The sequence below is a fragment of the Streptomyces niphimycinicus genome, from assembly GCF_018883605.1.
Taxonomy (GTDB): Bacteria; Actinomycetota; Actinomycetes; order Streptomycetales; family Streptomycetaceae; genus Streptomyces; species Streptomyces niphimycinicus.
Window position 1 is genome coordinate 1 of the sequence record NZ_JAHLEM010000310.1, and the last position, 15,362, is coordinate 15,362.

Genomic DNA, 15,362 nt, shown 5'->3' on the forward strand with positions numbered 1-15,362 from the left:
CGGGGGGCCGTGGGGCCGGGCGACCGCACCGAGCCCGCTCCACGGCTGGAGCAAGCCGACGGCACGCACCCACGCCAGGACCCCCGCCAGGACCCCCGCGCCAAGCGCCTGCCTACGCCCGGCGCCGAGCCGCCTCGTACAGGACGACCCCCGCCGCCACCCCCGCGTTGAGCGACTCCGCCCCGCCCGGCATCGGAATCCGTACCCGCAGATCGCAGGTCTCGCCCACCAGCCGCGACAGCCCCTTCCCCTCGCTGCCGACGACGATCACGAGCGGGCCGTCCAGCGCCTCGACCTCGTGCAGTTCGACCTCGCCGTCCGCGGCCAGCCCGACCACCGTCAGGCCCGCCTTCTGGTAAGCCTCCAGCGTCCGGGTGAGGTTGGTCGCGCGGGCGACCGGGGTGCGGGCGGCGGTGCCCGCGGAGGTCTTCCAGGCGCCCGCGGTCATCCCGGCCGCGCGCCGCTCCGGTACGACCACGCCATGGCCGCCGAAGGCGGACACCGAGCGGACCACCGCGCCCAGGTTGCGCGGGTCCGTGACGCCGTCGAGGGCGACGATCAGCGGGTCCTCGCCCTCGTCGAAGGCGGCCGCGCTCAGGTCCTCGGGGTGGGCGTACTCGTACGGCGGGACCTGGAGCACCACACCCTGGTGGTTCAGGCCGTTCGTCATCCGGTCGAGCTCGGGCTTGGGCGCCTCCATGAGGTGGATGCCGCCGCGGTCGGCGGCCAGCTTCAGCGCCTCGCGCACCCGGTCGTCGCTGTCGATGAACTGCTGCACGTACAGCGTGTTCGCCGGAACGCCCTCGCGCAGCGCCTCGACCACCGGGTTACGGCCCACCACCAGCTCGCTCGTCCCCTTGCCGCCGCGGCGCGCGACGGGGCGCTTGGCCGCCTGGCGGGTGCGGGCGTTGGCGATCCGCTGCTTGGCGTGTCCCTTACGCATCTCGGCGGGCGGGGTCGGCCCCTTGCCCTCGAGGGAACGGCGCCGCTTGCCTCCGCTGCCGACCGTCGCACCCTTCTTGTTGCTGGTACGGCGGTTCCTGCGCTGGCTGTTGCCGGCCATGAATGGTCACCTGTCTCTTCACTGCTCAGCGCTGCTCAGCAAGCGGCTCGGACGCCGAACGTCACCCGTCTGTGAGGTCAAAGGCGTCTGTGCGGTCATTTGTACGGTCACAAGTGTGCCGCCCGGGGCGCCGGGCGGCACAACACAGGAGGTCAGGGCCTCACAGAAGGACAGAGCCTCAGCGCTGACCCAGCTCCCAGCGCGGTCCGGACGGGGTGTCCTCGATCACCAGACCCGACTGCTGGAGCTGATCACGGATCGCGTCCGCCGTCGCGTAGTCCTTACGGGTGCGCGCGGCCTGCCGCTGCTCCAGGACCAGCCGGACGAGCGAGTCGACCACGCCGTGCAGATCCTCACCGCGGTCCGAACCGCCCGCCCACTGCTCATCGAGCGGGTCGAGGCCCAGCACGCCCAGCATGGCCCGCACCTCGGCGAGCCGGGCGACCGCCGCCTCCTTGTCGTCGGCGGTCAGCGCGGAGTTCCCCTGGCGGACGGTGGTGTGGACGACCGCGAGCGCCTGCGGCACCCCGAGGTCGTCGTCCATCGCCTCGGCGAAGGCGGGCGGCACCTCGGCCGCGGCAGGGACGGCCTTCCCTGCCTTTTCGGTCACTCGCTGGACGAAGCCCTCGATCCGCGCGAACGCCGACTCCGCCTCGCGCAGGGCCTCCTCGCTGTACTCGATCATCGACCGGTAGTGCGGGGTGCCCAGGTAGTAGCGGAGCACGATCGGACGCCAGCGCTTGACCATCTCGGAGACCAGCACCGAGTTGCCGAGCGACTTGCTCATCTTCTCGCCGCTCATGGTCACCCAGGCGTTATGCGCCCAGTAGGCGGCGAAGTCGTCGCCGAACGCCTTGGCCTGCGCGATCTCGTTCTCATGGTGCGGGAAGATCAGGTCGACGCCGCCGCCGTGGATGTCGAAGGCGCGCCCGAGGTACTTGTGCGCCATCGCCGAGCACTCCAGATGCCAGCCGGGACGGCCGCGCCCCCACGGGGTCTCCCAGCTCGGCTCCCCCGGCTTCGCCGCCTTCCACATGGCGAAATCACGCGGGTCCCGCTTGCCGATCTCGCCCTCGCCGGAGGGCTGGCGCAGTCCGTCCAGATCCTGGTTGGAGAGCTTCAGATACTCGGGGAACGAGCGCACATCGAAGTAGACATTGCCCTCGGCGGCATAGGCATGACCCCGGTCGATCAGCTCCCGCATCATCTCGATCATCTCGGGGACATGACCGGTCGCCCGCGGCTCATAGGTCACGGGCAGGCAGCCGAGGATGTCGTACGCCTGGTTGAAGGCGCGCTCGTTCTCGTAGCCGATCGCCCACCACGGCCGCTTCTGCTCCGCCGACTTCGCGATGATCTTGTCGTCGATGTCGGTGACATTGCGGATGAACGTCACGTCATAGCCGCGGTGGGCGAACCAGCGGCGCATGATGTCGAAGTTCAGCCCCGACCTGATGTGCCCGATGTGCGGGGCCGCCTGCACGGTCGCGCCGCACAGGTAGATCGAGACACAGCCCGGCCTGAGCGGGGTGAAGTCACGGATCTGCCGGGCGCTGGTGTCGTACAGGCGAATAGTCACGCATCAAGGGTAGTGGGAAGTGAACCGTGCCCTGCGCCTTCCCCGGCGGGGACACAGAAGCGTGACACTCGGGACGAATCCGGGGCGTGGGACGCGCGGGCCGCGGCCGACGACGTCCCCGCCCTCCTACCGCCGGAACACCAGCCTCACCGCCGGAACACCAGTGCCGTGGCGATCGCCGCCAGGCCCTCGGCGCGGCCGGTCAGGCCCAGGCCGTCCGTGGTCGTACCGGACACCGAGACGGGGGCGCCCACGGCCGCCGTCAGCGCCTTCGTCGCCTCTTCGCGCCGCTTGCCGATCTTGGGGCGCACGCCGATCACCTGGATCGCCACATTGCCGACCCCGAAGCCCGCGTCCCGTACGATCCGGGCCGCCTCGGCGAGCAGCGTGGTCCCGGCGGCGCCGGACCACTCGGGGCGGTCGGTGCCGAAGTGGGCGCCGAGATCGCCGAGCCCGGCGGCGGAGAACAGCGCGTCACAGGCGGCATGGGCGGCTACATCGCCGTCGGAGTGCCCGGCCAGCCCGTACTGCTCGCCTTCCCACAGCAGCCCCGCGCACCACAGCTCACGGCCCTTCTCGAAGGCGTGCACATCCGTACCGATGCCCACCAGCGGGAACGCCATCGCGTCAGAAGCCATCGTTCGCCCTCCTGCGGGCCAGAACCGCCTCGGCCAGCACCAGATCCAGCGGCCGGGTCACCTTGAACGCCTCCTCATGGCCGGGGACGACCACGACCTCGACGCCGAGCCGCTCCACCATGCCCGCGTCGTCCGTCGCGCCCTCGCCCTCCAGGGCGATCTTCTCGTGCGCGGCCACCAGCGTGGCGCGGTCGAAGCCCTGCGGGGTCTGGACGGCGCGCAGCAGGGCGCGCTCGGGGGTGCCGACGACCGGCTCGGGCTCACCGGCCCGCTCCCCGGTGCGCGGCTCGACCTGCTTGACGGTGTCGGCCAGCGGCAGCGCCGGGACGACGGCGGGCGATCCGTCCCGTACGGCGGCGGCGACCGCGTCCACCGTGTCCACGGGCACCAGCGGCCGCGCCGCGTCGTGCACCAGCACGGTGGTGACGGTCTCGGGGACGGCGGCCAGCCCCTTGCGCACCGACTCCTGGCGGGTCTCGCCGCCGGGCACCACCACCACCTCGGTGGTGTCGGTGAGGCTGCCGCTCAGCGGATACGCGTCCAGCAGCCGCCGTACCTCGTCGGCGCCGTCCGGCGGGGCGACCACGACGACGAGGGAGACGGAGCGGGATCCGGCCATCGCCCGTACGGCGTGGACGAGCATGGGTGTGCCGCTCAGCGGGCGCAGCGCCTTGGGGGCGCCCGGGCCCAGCCGCACTCCGCGGCCCGCGGCGGGGATCACGGCGGCGGTGCGGGCAGGTCGGCCGGACGCGCCGGAGCCGCCGTGATCCGGGGTTGCGGACATTGAGTTGGCGTTCAGGTTTGCTTCCTCAGCCGAAATGGGTATGGCCACAGCGTGCCGGGCGCGATGGCCCGACCGGCCCCTTCCGTGACGACCGGTCGAGTTAGCTGCCCGGGCCCGGCACACCTTCCGCCGCGCACCGTGGCGCGGCTGAGCGCACCGGCACAGAGGTGCGACGACCGGGGGCTCGCAAGAGATCACCGCGTGGAGTTCACCTCGCAAGAGGTGAAGCGCGCGGAGATCACAGCGTCCGGTGCGTACGCATGCCGCAGCGCCCGGCGACAGACGACTTAGCGGGAATCAGAGGTCTGAGTCACTCGGGCACCACGGCATTGATATTCAGGACGCGAGAACCTCATCGAGCAGAGCCTCGGCCTTGTCCTCATTGGTGCTCTCGGCGAGAGCCAGCTCGCTCACCAGGATCTGGCGGGCCTTGGCGAGCATGCGCTTCTCACCGGCGGAGAGTCCGCGCTCACGCTCTCGGCGCCACAGATCACGCACAACCTCGGCCACCTTGATCACATCGCCGGAGGCGAGCTTCTCAAGATTTGCCTTGTAACGACGGGACCAGTTCGTCGGTTCTTCCGCATACGGTGCACGCAGCACCTCGAAGACCCGATCCAGCCCGTCCTGGCCGACCACATCACGCACACCGACGAACTCCGCATTGTCCGCCGGCACACGAACCGTCAGGTCACCCTGAGCGACCTTCAGCACCAAGTAGGTCTTGTCCACGCCTTTGATCTGGCGAGTTTCGATGGCCTCGATCAGCGCGGCCCCGTGATGGGGATAGACCACGGTGTCGCCAACCTTGAACGTCATGTGACAGGTACCCCTTCCGTGGCTATCCAGGGTAACACGGGAACGCCTTCTTCTGAATGGCGTTTTCGCAGGTCAGGGCATATCTCGGGGCTTGACAAGTGCGGCCGGAACGTGCTGCACGAGGCGCGCGGAACCGGGTATTCGCAGGTGGGAGCCGCTGTCCGGGTACGCGGAAACCCGCCCGTTACGCACCGGAAGAAGCCCGGACGAGTGGCCGTACGTCCCGTTTTGCCGGAGTCCACTCGATGGACTTCCGCTACTCCGTTCGGATCAGGAGCGAGCGATCCGGCCCCGATTCGCGAATTGATCACGGGCTTGATCACACAGAGCGCATCAAGTCTGTGATCAATTCTCGGACATGCATGGATTCCTTACCGATAATCTCCGGCGCGAACGGCCGAGCCGATATTCGGGACTTCAGGACGGCGCCGTACGGACCTCGTACGAACCCCGTACGAACCTCGTAACGCACGCCGGAACCGGCAGCGCACGGGCGGGCCCGCCCGGGGCCGAGCGCCTTGGGGCGGGTCGGGTGCGGGCCGAAGAGGGCGGATCGGTAATCTAAGCGCGCTGATCCAATCTTTACCTCGTCCACCTCGTCCTAGGAGATGCCGCCGCCGTGAGCAGCAGCCTTCGACGCGGCGCCCTCGCCGCAGCCGCCATCGTGGTCTCGGTCGCCCCGCTCTCCGCCTGCGGAGCCGGGAACGACGCACAGACGCTGGAGGTCAAGCCCGACAACGCCGCGACCGCTGTCGGCGATATCAAGATCCAGAACGCCACGTTGGTGACCCAGCCGGACCGTGAGGCGAAGGGCCCCGCCGTCGTCACCGGCCGGCTCTTCAACAACGGCAAGGGGGACCAGACCGTCAAGGCCATCACCCTCCCCGGCACCAGTGCGCGGGTGAAGCTCAGCCCGGCCAAGGGCAAGAGCGGACCGGTCGTCGTCCCGGCCGGCGGCTCGGTGGCCTTCGGCGGCGAGGGCAACGCCTCCGCCGTCATCAGCGACGGGCGCGAGGCCGCCCAGGACGGCAACGCGGAGCGGGTCGTCTTCGACCTCAGCTCGACCGGCAACATCCCGATCACCGCGTTCGTGGTCCCGGCGACGAGCTACTTCAAGGGCTGGGGCCCGTCCGAGCTGCCGACCTCGAAGCCGTCGGGCTCCGCGACGCCCAGTGGCAAGCCGAGCGGTACGCCCGGTGGCAAGCCCAGCGGCACCGGCACCCCGTCCGGCACGGCGAGCGGCCAGCCGGGCTCCGACCAGAGCAGCGGCGCCCCGAACGGCATCGCGACGGGCGAGCCGACCCCGAACGGCGGCGGTCACTGAGACCGGTCACCGGGGCCGATCGCGAAGACCGGCCCCGGGCATGCGCGAGGGCGGCCCTGGAGCCTTCCAGGGCCGCCCTCGCACATGGGTCAGGCGCTACGGCATATGGCTTACGGCTCGAACTTGTAGCCCAGACCCCGCACCGTCACCAGATACCGAGGCGCACCCGGGTCGGGCTCGAGCCCCCCTCCCGCGTGCGCCCCTCGCACCGCTCGGCCCTGGCGGGCCTCACGGGCTTCGGGACGCTGTGCCGGACTCCGTCCGGCCGCTCGGGGGCCCGGGGCCGGTTTACGGCTCGAACTTGTAGCCCAGACCCCGCACCGTCACCAGATACCGAGGCGCACCCGGGTCGGGCTCGAGCCCCCCTCCCGCGTGCGCCCCTCGCACCGCTCGGCCCTGGCGGGCCTCACGGGCTTCGGGACGCTGTGCCGGACTCCGTCCGGCCGCTCGGGGGCCCGGGGCCGGTTTACGGCTCGAACTTGTAGCCCAGACCCCGCACCGTCACCAGATACCGAGGCGCACCCGGGTCGGGCTCGAGCCCCCCTCCCGCGTGCGCCCCTCGCACCGCTCGGCCCTGGCGGGCCTCACGGGCTTCGGGACGCTGTGCCGGACTCCGTCCGGCCGCTCGGGGGCCCGGGGCCGGTTTACGGCTCGAACTTGTAGCCCAGACCCCGCACCGTCACCAGATACCGAGGCGCGCCCGGGTCGGGCTCGATCTTGGCCCGGAGTCGCTTGACGTGGACGTCGAGCGTCTTGGTGTCGCCCACATAGTCCGCGCCCCAGACGCGGTCGATGAGCTGCATCCGGGTCAGCACCCGGCCCGCGTTGCGCAGCAACATCTCCAGCAGGTCGAACTCCTTCAGCGGGAGGTCCACCTTGCCGCCGCCGACCGTGACCACATGCCGGTCCACGTCCATCCGGACCGGCCCGGCCTCCAGCGCGGCGGGGGTGATCTCCTCCGGCTCGCCGCGGCGGCGCAGTACGGCTCTGATCCGGGCGACCAGCTCACGTGAGGAGAAGGGCTTGGTCACATAGTCGTCGGCGCCTATTTCCAGCCCGACGACCTTGTCGATCTCGCTGTCCTTGGCGGTCACCATGATCACCGGGACATTGGACCGGCCGCGCAACTGGCGGCAGACCTCCGTACCGGGCAGGCCCGGCAGCATCAGGTCGAGCAGCACCAGATCGGCGCCGTTGCGCTCGAACTCGTCGAGGCCCTCGGGCCCCGTCGTCGCGATCGCGACCTCGAACCCCTCCTTGCGAAGCATGTACGACAGCGCGTCGCTGAACGATTCCTCGTCCTCGACGACCAGAACTCGGGTCACGGAAGGACCTCCGGGGCAGAGAGTGGTTCATTGGTGAAGGTCTCGTACGGCCGGCCGTGGTCCTCGCCATCGAGGTCTGCTCCGGTGTCGTACGACTCGCTCGACTCGCTCGGCCGGCTCCTCGAGCGGTCCCGGTCCCGTGCCGCACCGGCTTCCGGGAGTCTCAGGGTGAAGGTGGAGCCCTGTCCTTCGGCGCTCCACACGGTGACCTCCCCGCCGTGCGAGGCGGCCACATGTTTGACGATGGCGAGACCGAGCCCGGTCCCGCCGGTCTGCCGCGAGCGGGCCGGATCGACCCGGTAGAAGCGCTCGAAGATCCGCTCGCGGTCCTTCTCGGAGATGCCTATGCCCTGGTCGGTCACGGCGACCTCGATCAGGTCCCCGCCGGTGGCGGGGATGCGGCGGGCGGCGATGCCGACGCGGGTACGGGCCGGGCTGTAGTTGACCGCGTTCTCGACGAGATTGCCGAGCGCGGCGGCAAGCTGGCCGCGGTTGCCCCATACGTGCAGGTCGGCGGTGCCGCCCGTGGCCATCGTGATCTGCTTGGTGCCCGCCTGGTGACGGCACCGGTCGATGGCCTCGGCGACCAGCTCGTCCACCCGGACCGGCTCGGCGTCCTCCAGCGGGTCGTCGTTCTGCACCCGGGAGAGGTCGATGAGCTCCTGGACGAGGCTGGTCAGCCGGGTGGCCTCGACCTGCATCCGCCCGGCGAAGCGGTTGACCGCCTCCGGGTCGTCGGACGCGTCCATCACGGCCTCGGACAGCAGGGACAGGGCGCCGACCGGGGTCTTGAGCTCATGGCTGACGTTGGCGACGAAGTCACGTCGCACGGCCTCGATCCGGCGGGCCTCGGTGAGGTCCTCCACGAGCAGCAGGACCAGCCGGGAGCCCAGCGGGGCCACTCTGGCGGACACCGCGAGCGCGTCCCCGCCCCGGCCGGTGCCGCGGCGCGGCAGATCCAGCTCGATCTGGCGGATCTCGCCGTCCCGCCGGGTGTCGCGGGCCATCGCCAGCATCGGCTCCACGGCCAGCTTGCCGCCGCGCACCAGGCCCAGCGCGTACGCGGCCGAGCTTGCCTTGACGACGGCGTCCGCTTCGTCGAGGACGACGGCCGAGGAGCGCAGCACCGAAAGGACGGTGTCGACGCCGGGCGGCAGCACGGCGTCGGTGTGCAGTGAGGAGCGCGTAGGCTTCGCCTGTTCACGCTCGCTCCAGCGGAACGCCAGCATGGCGATGACGCCGGTGCACAACCCGGCGAGCGCCGCCACTGCGGCGATCGCCGCGTTCACGTTCATGCGTCCAGGTTATGCGGGCGGCGAGACCACTCCACAGCCCCGCGACGATCCCCTTGGCCAGACGTTGCCGAGAGTTCACCGCGGCGTCGGTATCGGTTCACTCCGGACGTTTCGCCGGGCGGCTGTCACACGGGGCGGCCGGGGCCACGTTGCCGAGAGTTCACCTGGGAGTTGGGTGTGATTAACGCCCGATGCCGGAAGCGGACGCGTTCCGGCCGGAGCGTGGAAGTGTGGGGCCCTCGAGGGCAATAGCCACGGAGATCTGCCAGAAACCTGACAGAGATCGTCACCGAGAGTCAGTGAAAGAGGTCAGTGATGCGGGACGCGTACCACGAGGAGCTTGATTCGATCGGGGACGGCCTGGTCGACATGGCCCGGCTCGTCGGTTCGGCCATCGGCCGTGCCACCACTGCCATTCTCGACGCGGACCTCAAGCTCGCCGAGAGCGTCATCGCCGCCGATGAGAAGGTCGATGATCTTCAGCGGGATCTGGAGGGACGGGCGATAACCCTGCTGGCCCGGCAGCAGCCGGTCGCCACCGACCTGCGGATCGTGGTGACCAGCCTGCGGATGAGCGCCGATCTGGAGCGCTCCGGCGACCTCGCGCAGCATGTCGCCAAGCTGGCCCGGCTCCGCTTCCCGGGATCGGCCGTTCCGCACGATCTGCACGCCACGATCCTGGAGATGGGCCAGCTCGCGCAGCGGCTGATGGCGAAGGCCGCCGAGGTCATCATCACCAAGGACGTCGACCTCGCGCTCCAGCTCGAGCAGGACGACGACGCGATGGACCTGCTGCACCGCGCCCTCTTCCAGCACCTGATGGACGACCGCTGGAAGCACGGCATAGAGACCGCCGTAGACGTCACGCTGCTGGGCCGTTACTACGAGCGGTTCGCCGACCACGCGGTCTCCGTCGCCAAGCGCGTGGTCTACCTGGTCACCGGTGAGCACGCCGACGAGATCTCCCCGCAGGGAGACGTCGAAGGGGCGTGAGCGTCCGCGACGGCGTGCATCGAAGCGCCGTCGACGCGCCCCTGCGCGCGGCCGCCGGGTCGTCGGCACCATGAGGGGCAGATGACGTGACCCCTCCCGAGGAGGCGACGCATGGCAGACCTCTCCAAGCCCGAAACCCCTCCGACCCAACCCGTCGGCCACCCTGTCGGCGCATGCGGCTGCGGATCGGGCTGCGGCTGCGGCTGCCAGTCCGGCGGTCCGTGCCAGTGCGGCGGCTGCTGCGGCTGACGGGCCCGACCGCGGACCACCGGCAGGATCGGCGCGACCGCAGGACCGCACGACCGGCATGACAGAGGGCCTGGGACCGGATGACCGGTCCCAGGCCCTCTGCCGTTCGGCCCCGTCGGCGCGTCCCTCCGCCGTCCGGGCACGTCCCTCCGCCGTCCGGGCACGTCCCTCCGCCGTCCGGGCGCGTCCCGCCCGAGGTGCGGGCGGCGCCGGATGCGGCGAGCCTGGTGCTATGGAGGACAAGACCCCGGCCCCCGCTCGCGTGGTGGTGGACGAACCGCTGGACGGCCGCCGCCGTGTGCTGCTCGACGGCCAGGACGTCGGCGTGGTGGTGAGCGCGGACGAGCTCCGGCGGCTTCTGCAACGCGCGGGTGTGCTGGAAGAGAACGCGACCCTCGACAACCCCGAGCTGATCGATTGGCACGGCGGCGGCCCCGGCGACTGGCCCGCCGCGCCCGGATGACCTGACCCGCTCCCACGTCCGGCGCCGGTCCCTCCCCTCGTGGGGACCGGTGCCGAACCGTGGGGCGGTGACGATCCGCACCGTGCCGGTGCGGATCAGATGTGAAGGCCGGACCCGTGGTCGATGCGACAGCCGTCCGGACGGGACCGGCTCCACGGATCTCTCGAACTCTTGCGACGGGCCCCGCGACCACCGTCCCCTGGCTCCGGCGCGACACCTGACTTCGCCGAAAGCTGACCGAGAACATGCGGTGTCATGGGTTGTCTCTCCGTGCGCTGAGCTGATGGCCTTGCTGGGCGGCTCGTGGTGGGGTGCGCTACTGCGCCATGATCCTGCCAGTTGTGGCTCCCGCCGAGGAGGTTCCGGCATCGCGATACCGGCTTCACCGCTGGTCAGCCGTATAAAGTGAGTTTTCCGGACCGGATGTTCAGAGCGCGGGGGAAGTAAGGAGTGGAGACCTTGAGTTCCGACTCGGGGGCACGCACAGCCTTCGCGGAACGCCTCGCGCTGCTGTACCGGGAGGCCGGCAACCCTCCCCTGAAGAGCGTGTCCGAGGCGGTCGTCCGACTCCAGCGGGCCGATGAGCGAGGGCGTCCCGTACGGGTCTCCGCCCAGCGGATCAGCGACTGGCGACGGGCCAAGAACGTACCCGCCCAGTTCATCGCCCTCGCGGCCGTCCTGCTCGTGCTGATACCCGACGCCCGCCGCGCGCGGCCCGTACCGGTGTCCAAGGGCCTGTACGACATGGCCCACTGGCAGCGGCTGTGGGAGCGGGCGGTGGCCGACCCGGTCGGCGAGCGCCCCGACGCGTCCACGGAAGAAGAGGAACGGCCCCCCGCCGAAACCCCGGCCGTCTCCGGTGGCGTATGTCCGTATCGCGGGCTGGCCTCGTACCGTCAGCAGGACGCCCGGTGGTTTTTCGGCCGCGAGCGCAGCACGGACGCCCTCGTCGCCCAACTGTGCGCGGCGGAGGAGACGGGCGGCCTGGTGGTGCTGGTGGGCGCCTCGGGGGCGGGGAAGTCCTCCCTGCTCAACGCCGGTCTGGTGCCCGCGTTGCGCGAGCGGCGGGTGCTGCATCTCGTGCCGGGCGCCGATCCGCTCGCCGAGCTGGCCCGCCGGATCCCCGAACTCGCGGACGCCGTCCCCGCGTCGACGGAACCGGAGGCGCGGGAGCCCGGCACCCAGGCCCCGGAGCCCGGCACTCCCGGGTTCGCGCGCGCGGTGCGCGAGGCCGTCACGGCATGGGCGGAGCGCGACACGTCCGCCGCCGCCCGTCCGGTGGTGATCGTGGATCAGTTCGAGGAAGCGTTCACCCTCGGCTCCGACGAGGCGGGCCGGCGCGCGTTCATCCAGCTCCTGCACGCCATCTGCACGCCCGACGGCCCGGGCGAACCGCCCCCCGTGCTCGTCGTCCTCGGCATCCGCGCCGACTTCTACGAGCTGTGCCTGGCCTATCCCGAACTGGCCGACGCGCTCCAGCACCGGCATATGGTGCTCGGGCCGCTGACCACCGCGGAGCTGCGCGAAGCGGTCACCGGCCCGGCCAAGGCCGTGGGGCTGGAACTCGAACCGGGGCTCGCGGAGCTGATCGTGCGTGAAGTGAGCGCCGGCAGCCCCCGTGGCACACATGACGCGGGCGTACTGCCGCTGCTCTCCCATGCCCTGCTCGCCACCTGGCAGCGGCGCAAGGCGGGACGGCTGACGCTGGCCGGCTACCGCGCGGCGGGCGGCATCCAGGGCGCGGTGGCGGCCACCGCCGAACGGGCCTGGTCCGATCTCGACACCGAGGCGCGCACGGCCGCGCGGCTGCTTCTGCTGCGGCTGGTCCGGCTGGGCGAGGACACCCAGGCCACCCGCAGGCGGGGGACGCGGCACCAGTTGGCGAAGGAGTCGACAGACCCGGGCAAGACGGAGGAATCGCTCGAAGCACTCGTCCGCGCCCGCCTGGTGACGCTCGACGCGGAGACCGTGGAGATCACCCACGAGGCGCTGCTGCACGCCTGGCCACGGCTGCGCGACTGGATCGACGAGGACCGGAACGACCATCTGGTGCGCCAGCGGCTGGAGGAGGACGGCCGGGCCTGGGAGGACTCGAGCCGCGACGCCTCACTCCTCTACCGGGGCTCCCGCCTGGAGCAGGCCCACACCTGGGCGAAGACCGCCGGGGGCACCTATCTGACCCGCAGCGCGGTGGAGTTCCTGGCCGCGTCCGTCCGGCTGCGCAGGCGCACGGTGTGGCTCAGCCGTGGTGCGGTGTCGGCTCTGGTCGTCCTGGCGGTGCTGGCCGCCGGTACGGCGGTGGTCGCCTGGCAGCAGCGGGACGACGCGGTGTTCGAGCAGGTGGTGACCGAAGCCGATCGCTTCCAGCACACGGATCCGTCGCTGTCCGCCCAGCTCGCCCTGGTGGCACACCGGTTGCGGCCGGACGACGAGGCCACGAAGAACCGGCTGCTCTCGGTGGTGAACGCGCCGCTGGCCACCCCGCTCCATGGCCACACCGGCGCCGTCTACCTCACCACCTTCAGCCCGAACGGGCGGCTCCTGGCCACCGCCAGCTACGACCGGACCGTACGGCTGTGGGACGTGAGCGACCGGACCCGCCCCAAACCGCTCGGCAAACCCCTCACCGGCCATACGAGCTGGGTGAGCAGCGCGGTCTTCAGCCCGGACGGCCGCACCCTCGCCAGCGCCGGCGACGACGGCACGGTCCGGCTGTGGGACGTTCGGAACCCCGGCCATCCGCGCCCGATCGGCGCGCCCCTGACCCACCACGACGGCACGATCTATCTGCTCGCCTTCAGCCCGGACGGCCGCACGCTGGCCACGGCCACGGAAGACCGCGTCGTTCGCCTGTGGGACATGAGCCGCCCGGGCCGGCCGAGGCCGCTCGGCGCGCTGACCGGTCACACCGCCGCCGTGCGCTCGGTGGCGTTCAGCCCCGACGGCCGGACCCTGGCGGCCGGTGGCGACAACGGCGCGATCAGGCTGTGGAACATGGCCGATCCGCACCATCCGAGGCGGATCGAGACGGTGCTGACCGGCCATGAGGACCTGGTGCACTCCGTGGCGTTCAGCCCGGACGGCCGCACGCTGGCCAGCGGCAGCGCGGACAACACCGTCCGGCTGTGGAACGTCCGCGATCCGCGGCGCGCGGAGCCGCTGGGCTCGCCGCTCACCGGCCACACCGGTCCCATCTGGTCCGTGTCCTTCAGCCCGGACGGCTCCATGCTCGCCGCCGCCAGCCAGGACAGCACCGCGAGCCTGTGGAACGTCAGCGATCCGGAGTACCCGTCACAGGTCGGCGAGCCGCTCGCGGGCAGCAGCGGCGAGATGTACGCCCTGGGCTTCAGCCCCGACGGCCGCACCCTCGCCACCGGGACCGGCGACAACACCGTCCGCCTGTGGTCGCTGCCGACCTCGGACATGGTCGGCCGGGTGGGGGTGTTCCGCCCGGACGGGCGGGTGCTCGCCACGGCCGGGCGCGACGAGAAGGTCCGGCTGTGGGACGTGGAGAAGCCGAGCCGGCCGGCGCCACTGGGCAAGCCGTTCGTCCCCGGGAAGGGCTCGGTACGTGAACTGACCTTCTCGCCCGACGGCCACACCCTCGCGATGATGACCGGCAACCGCGAGGTGCGGCTGTGGAACGTCACCGACCCGGCCCACCCCGCCGCCTACAAGTCGCCCCTCCCCCTGCGGACCCGGTTCGCGAGCGCTCTGGCCTTCAGCCCGGACGGGCGCGTCATGGCGACCGCGTACGAGGACCGCACCATCCAGTTGTGGGACGTCGGCGACCTGTCCCGGGTCCGTCGGCTCGGCACGCCGCTCACCGGCCACAAGGGCTACGTCAACGACCTCGTCTTCAGCCCGGACGGCCGTACGCTCGTCAGCGGCAGCGCGGACAACACCATCCGGCTGTGGAAGGTGACCGACCCACGCCACGCCACCCCACGCGGGGCGCCGCTCACGGGACACCTCGGCCCCGTCAACCGGCTCGCCTTCAGCCCGGACGGCCGCACGCTGGCCAGCGGCAGCGACGACAACACCGTCCGGCTCTGGAACGTCACCGACCCCAGCAGGGTGACCCGGCTGCGCTCCCCGCTCACCGGCCACACCGACGCGATCGTGTCGCTGTCGTTCAGCCGGGACGGCAGCACCCTGGCGAGCGGCGGCAACGACAACACGGCCCGCCTGTGGGACGTCACCGTCCCGGCCAAGGCCACGTCCATCGGGCAGTCGCTGAGCCCCAACGCCAAGACCGGCAATTTCCTGTCGTTCAGCCGCGGGAACCGGATGCTCGGGGTCTCCAGCGGCGCCGACACGGTCCGGCTGTGGAGCCTGGACGTGGACGTGGCGGATCGCCGTATCTGCTCGATGACCCGGGGCGTGCTGACACCGTCGAAATGGCACGAGTATCTGCCGCGGCTGTCGTACGAGCCTCCCTGCGGTCGGTGACGACGTTGCGAGAACGTTGCGTGATCGCGGTCACAACTCCTCATCCGAAGGAGGAGTCGGCTCCCACACGCCAGGAGCCGCGTTACGCTTAGGTACAGCCCGACCGCTGGTGCATCCCCCGTCGCCAGCGGTCGGGCGCTTCCATGCCAGCGGGAACATGTCGGGGGGAAGCAGGCCAGGGGGAGACGCCGCACCGGAACGAACCTTCACCCCCTGGAGGCCCCGTGAGCCCCGTGAGCCCCGTGAGCCCCGTGAGCCCCGTGAGCCGCAGGCTCGACCAGGCCGCTCTGGACCTCGGCCGCGAGTATGTCCGCCATGCGCCCTGGAGCGCCGGAAAGCGGGCCCTGGTCGAGAACCACCTCAACGCCGCACTGCGGG

11 protein-coding genes and 2 pseudogenes are annotated in these 15,362 nt (G+C 71.2%); 4 read left to right on the plus strand and 9 right to left on the minus strand.

Features of this window, described 5'->3' with window-relative positions; genetic code table 11:
- Positions 1-112: 112 nt before the first annotated feature.
- The 5 genes from rlmB to KN815_RS26360 form a co-directional block, all read right to left on the minus strand.
- Positions 113-1,063: a 23S rRNA (guanosine(2251)-2'-O)-methyltransferase RlmB gene (gene rlmB / locus KN815_RS26340; RefSeq protein ID WP_216344405.1), complete on the minus strand. Its 951-nt coding sequence runs from the start codon at positions 1,061-1,063 to the stop codon at positions 113-115.
- Between the two features lie 178 nt (positions 1,064-1,241).
- Positions 1,242-2,642, minus strand: a complete 1,401-nt coding sequence (gene cysS, locus KN815_RS26345; protein ID WP_216344406.1) for a cysteine--tRNA ligase — start codon at positions 2,640-2,642, stop codon at positions 1,242-1,244.
- Positions 2,643-2,788: 146 nt separating this feature from the next.
- The gene (gene ispF / locus KN815_RS26350; protein WP_216344407.1) at positions 2,789-3,280 is read right to left on the minus strand and encodes a 2-C-methyl-D-erythritol 2,4-cyclodiphosphate synthase; all 492 of its coding nucleotides are present in this window, start codon (positions 3,278-3,280) and stop codon (positions 2,789-2,791) included.
- Positions 3,270-4,064 (minus strand): 2-C-methyl-D-erythritol 4-phosphate cytidylyltransferase, encoded by a 795-nt coding sequence (gene ispD / locus KN815_RS26355; protein ID WP_059142774.1) that lies wholly within the window; start codon positions 4,062-4,064, stop codon positions 3,270-3,272. The genes ispF and ispD overlap by 11 nt, the downstream gene beginning before the upstream one ends.
- 336 nt (positions 4,065-4,400) lie before the next feature.
- On the minus strand, positions 4,401-4,883 hold the full coding sequence (locus KN815_RS26360) for a CarD family transcriptional regulator (RefSeq protein ID WP_009716930.1): 483 nt from the start codon (positions 4,881-4,883) through the stop codon (positions 4,401-4,403).
- Positions 4,884-5,502: 619 nt separating this feature from the next.
- On the opposite strand from KN815_RS26360, the gene KN815_RS26365 reads away from it, so the two are divergent.
- Positions 5,503-6,207 carry a DUF461 domain-containing protein gene (locus KN815_RS26365; protein WP_216344408.1) on the plus strand — a complete coding sequence of 235 codons (705 nt, stop codon included), beginning with the start codon at positions 5,503-5,505 and terminating at the stop codon, positions 6,205-6,207.
- A 110-nt stretch (positions 6,208-6,317) separates the two neighbouring features.
- Here KN815_RS26365 and KN815_RS26370 read toward each other — a convergent pair.
- The 4 genes and pseudogenes from KN815_RS26370 to phoR all read right to left on the minus strand — a co-directional run.
- Positions 6,318-6,389: pseudogene (locus KN815_RS26370) on the minus strand (DNA-binding response regulator); the annotation flags it as partial.
- Positions 6,390-6,673: 284 nt separating this feature from the next.
- Positions 6,674-6,745 (minus strand): annotated as a pseudogene (locus tag KN815_RS52600) (DNA-binding response regulator); the annotation flags it as partial.
- Positions 6,746-6,851: 106 nt separating this feature from the next.
- Entirely contained in the window at positions 6,852-7,532 is a 681-nt protein-coding gene (gene phoP, locus KN815_RS26385; protein ID WP_014061580.1) for a two-component system response regulator PhoP, read from the minus strand.
- Entirely contained in the window at positions 7,529-8,827 is a 1,299-nt protein-coding gene (gene phoR / locus KN815_RS26390) for a two-component system sensor histidine kinase PhoR (protein ID WP_216344409.1), read from the minus strand. Before phoR ends, phoP begins: the two co-directional genes overlap by 4 nt.
- Before the next feature lie 315 nt (positions 8,828-9,142).
- Between phoR and phoU the strand changes: the two genes are divergently transcribed.
- The 3 genes from phoU (at position 9,143) to KN815_RS26405 (ending at position 14,984) form a co-directional block, all read left to right on the plus strand.
- The gene (gene phoU, locus KN815_RS26395; protein ID WP_216344410.1) at positions 9,143-9,820 is read left to right on the plus strand and encodes a phosphate signaling complex protein PhoU; all 678 of its coding nucleotides are present in this window, start codon (positions 9,143-9,145) and stop codon (positions 9,818-9,820) included.
- Positions 9,821-10,301: 481 nt separating this feature from the next.
- Positions 10,302-10,532 (plus strand): hypothetical protein, encoded by a 231-nt coding sequence (locus tag KN815_RS26400; RefSeq protein WP_216344411.1) that lies wholly within the window; start codon positions 10,302-10,304, stop codon positions 10,530-10,532.
- Positions 10,533-10,982: 450 nt separating this feature from the next.
- Positions 10,983-14,984, plus strand: a complete 4,002-nt coding sequence (locus tag KN815_RS26405) for an nSTAND1 domain-containing NTPase (RefSeq protein WP_216344412.1) — start codon at positions 10,983-10,985, stop codon at positions 14,982-14,984.
- Positions 14,985-15,362: the final 378 nt, after the last annotated feature.

What these genes read in the sequence shown, in the direction of transcription:
- ispF (WP_216344407.1), bottom strand. Translation starts at nt 3,280, where the DNA reads ATGGCTTCTGACGCGATGGCGTTCCCGCTGGTGGGCATCGGTACGGAT.
- KN815_RS26400 (WP_216344411.1), top strand. Translation starts at nt 10,302, where the DNA reads ATGGAGGACAAGACCCCGGCCCCCGCTCGCGTGGTGGTGGACGAACCG.
- phoR (WP_216344409.1), bottom strand. Translation starts at nt 8,827, where the DNA reads ATGAACGTGAACGCGGCGATCGCCGCAGTGGCGGCGCTCGCCGGGTTG.
- KN815_RS26360 (WP_009716930.1), bottom strand. Translation starts at nt 4,883, where the DNA reads ATGACGTTCAAGGTTGGCGACACCGTGGTCTATCCCCATCACGGGGCC.
- rlmB (WP_216344405.1), bottom strand. Translation starts at nt 1,063, where the DNA reads ATGGCCGGCAACAGCCAGCGCAGGAACCGCCGTACCAGCAACAAGAAG.
- ispD (WP_059142774.1), bottom strand. Translation starts at nt 4,064, where the DNA reads ATGTCCGCAACCCCGGATCACGGCGGCTCCGGCGCGTCCGGCCGACCT.
- phoU (WP_216344410.1), top strand. Translation starts at nt 9,143, where the DNA reads ATGCGGGACGCGTACCACGAGGAGCTTGATTCGATCGGGGACGGCCTG.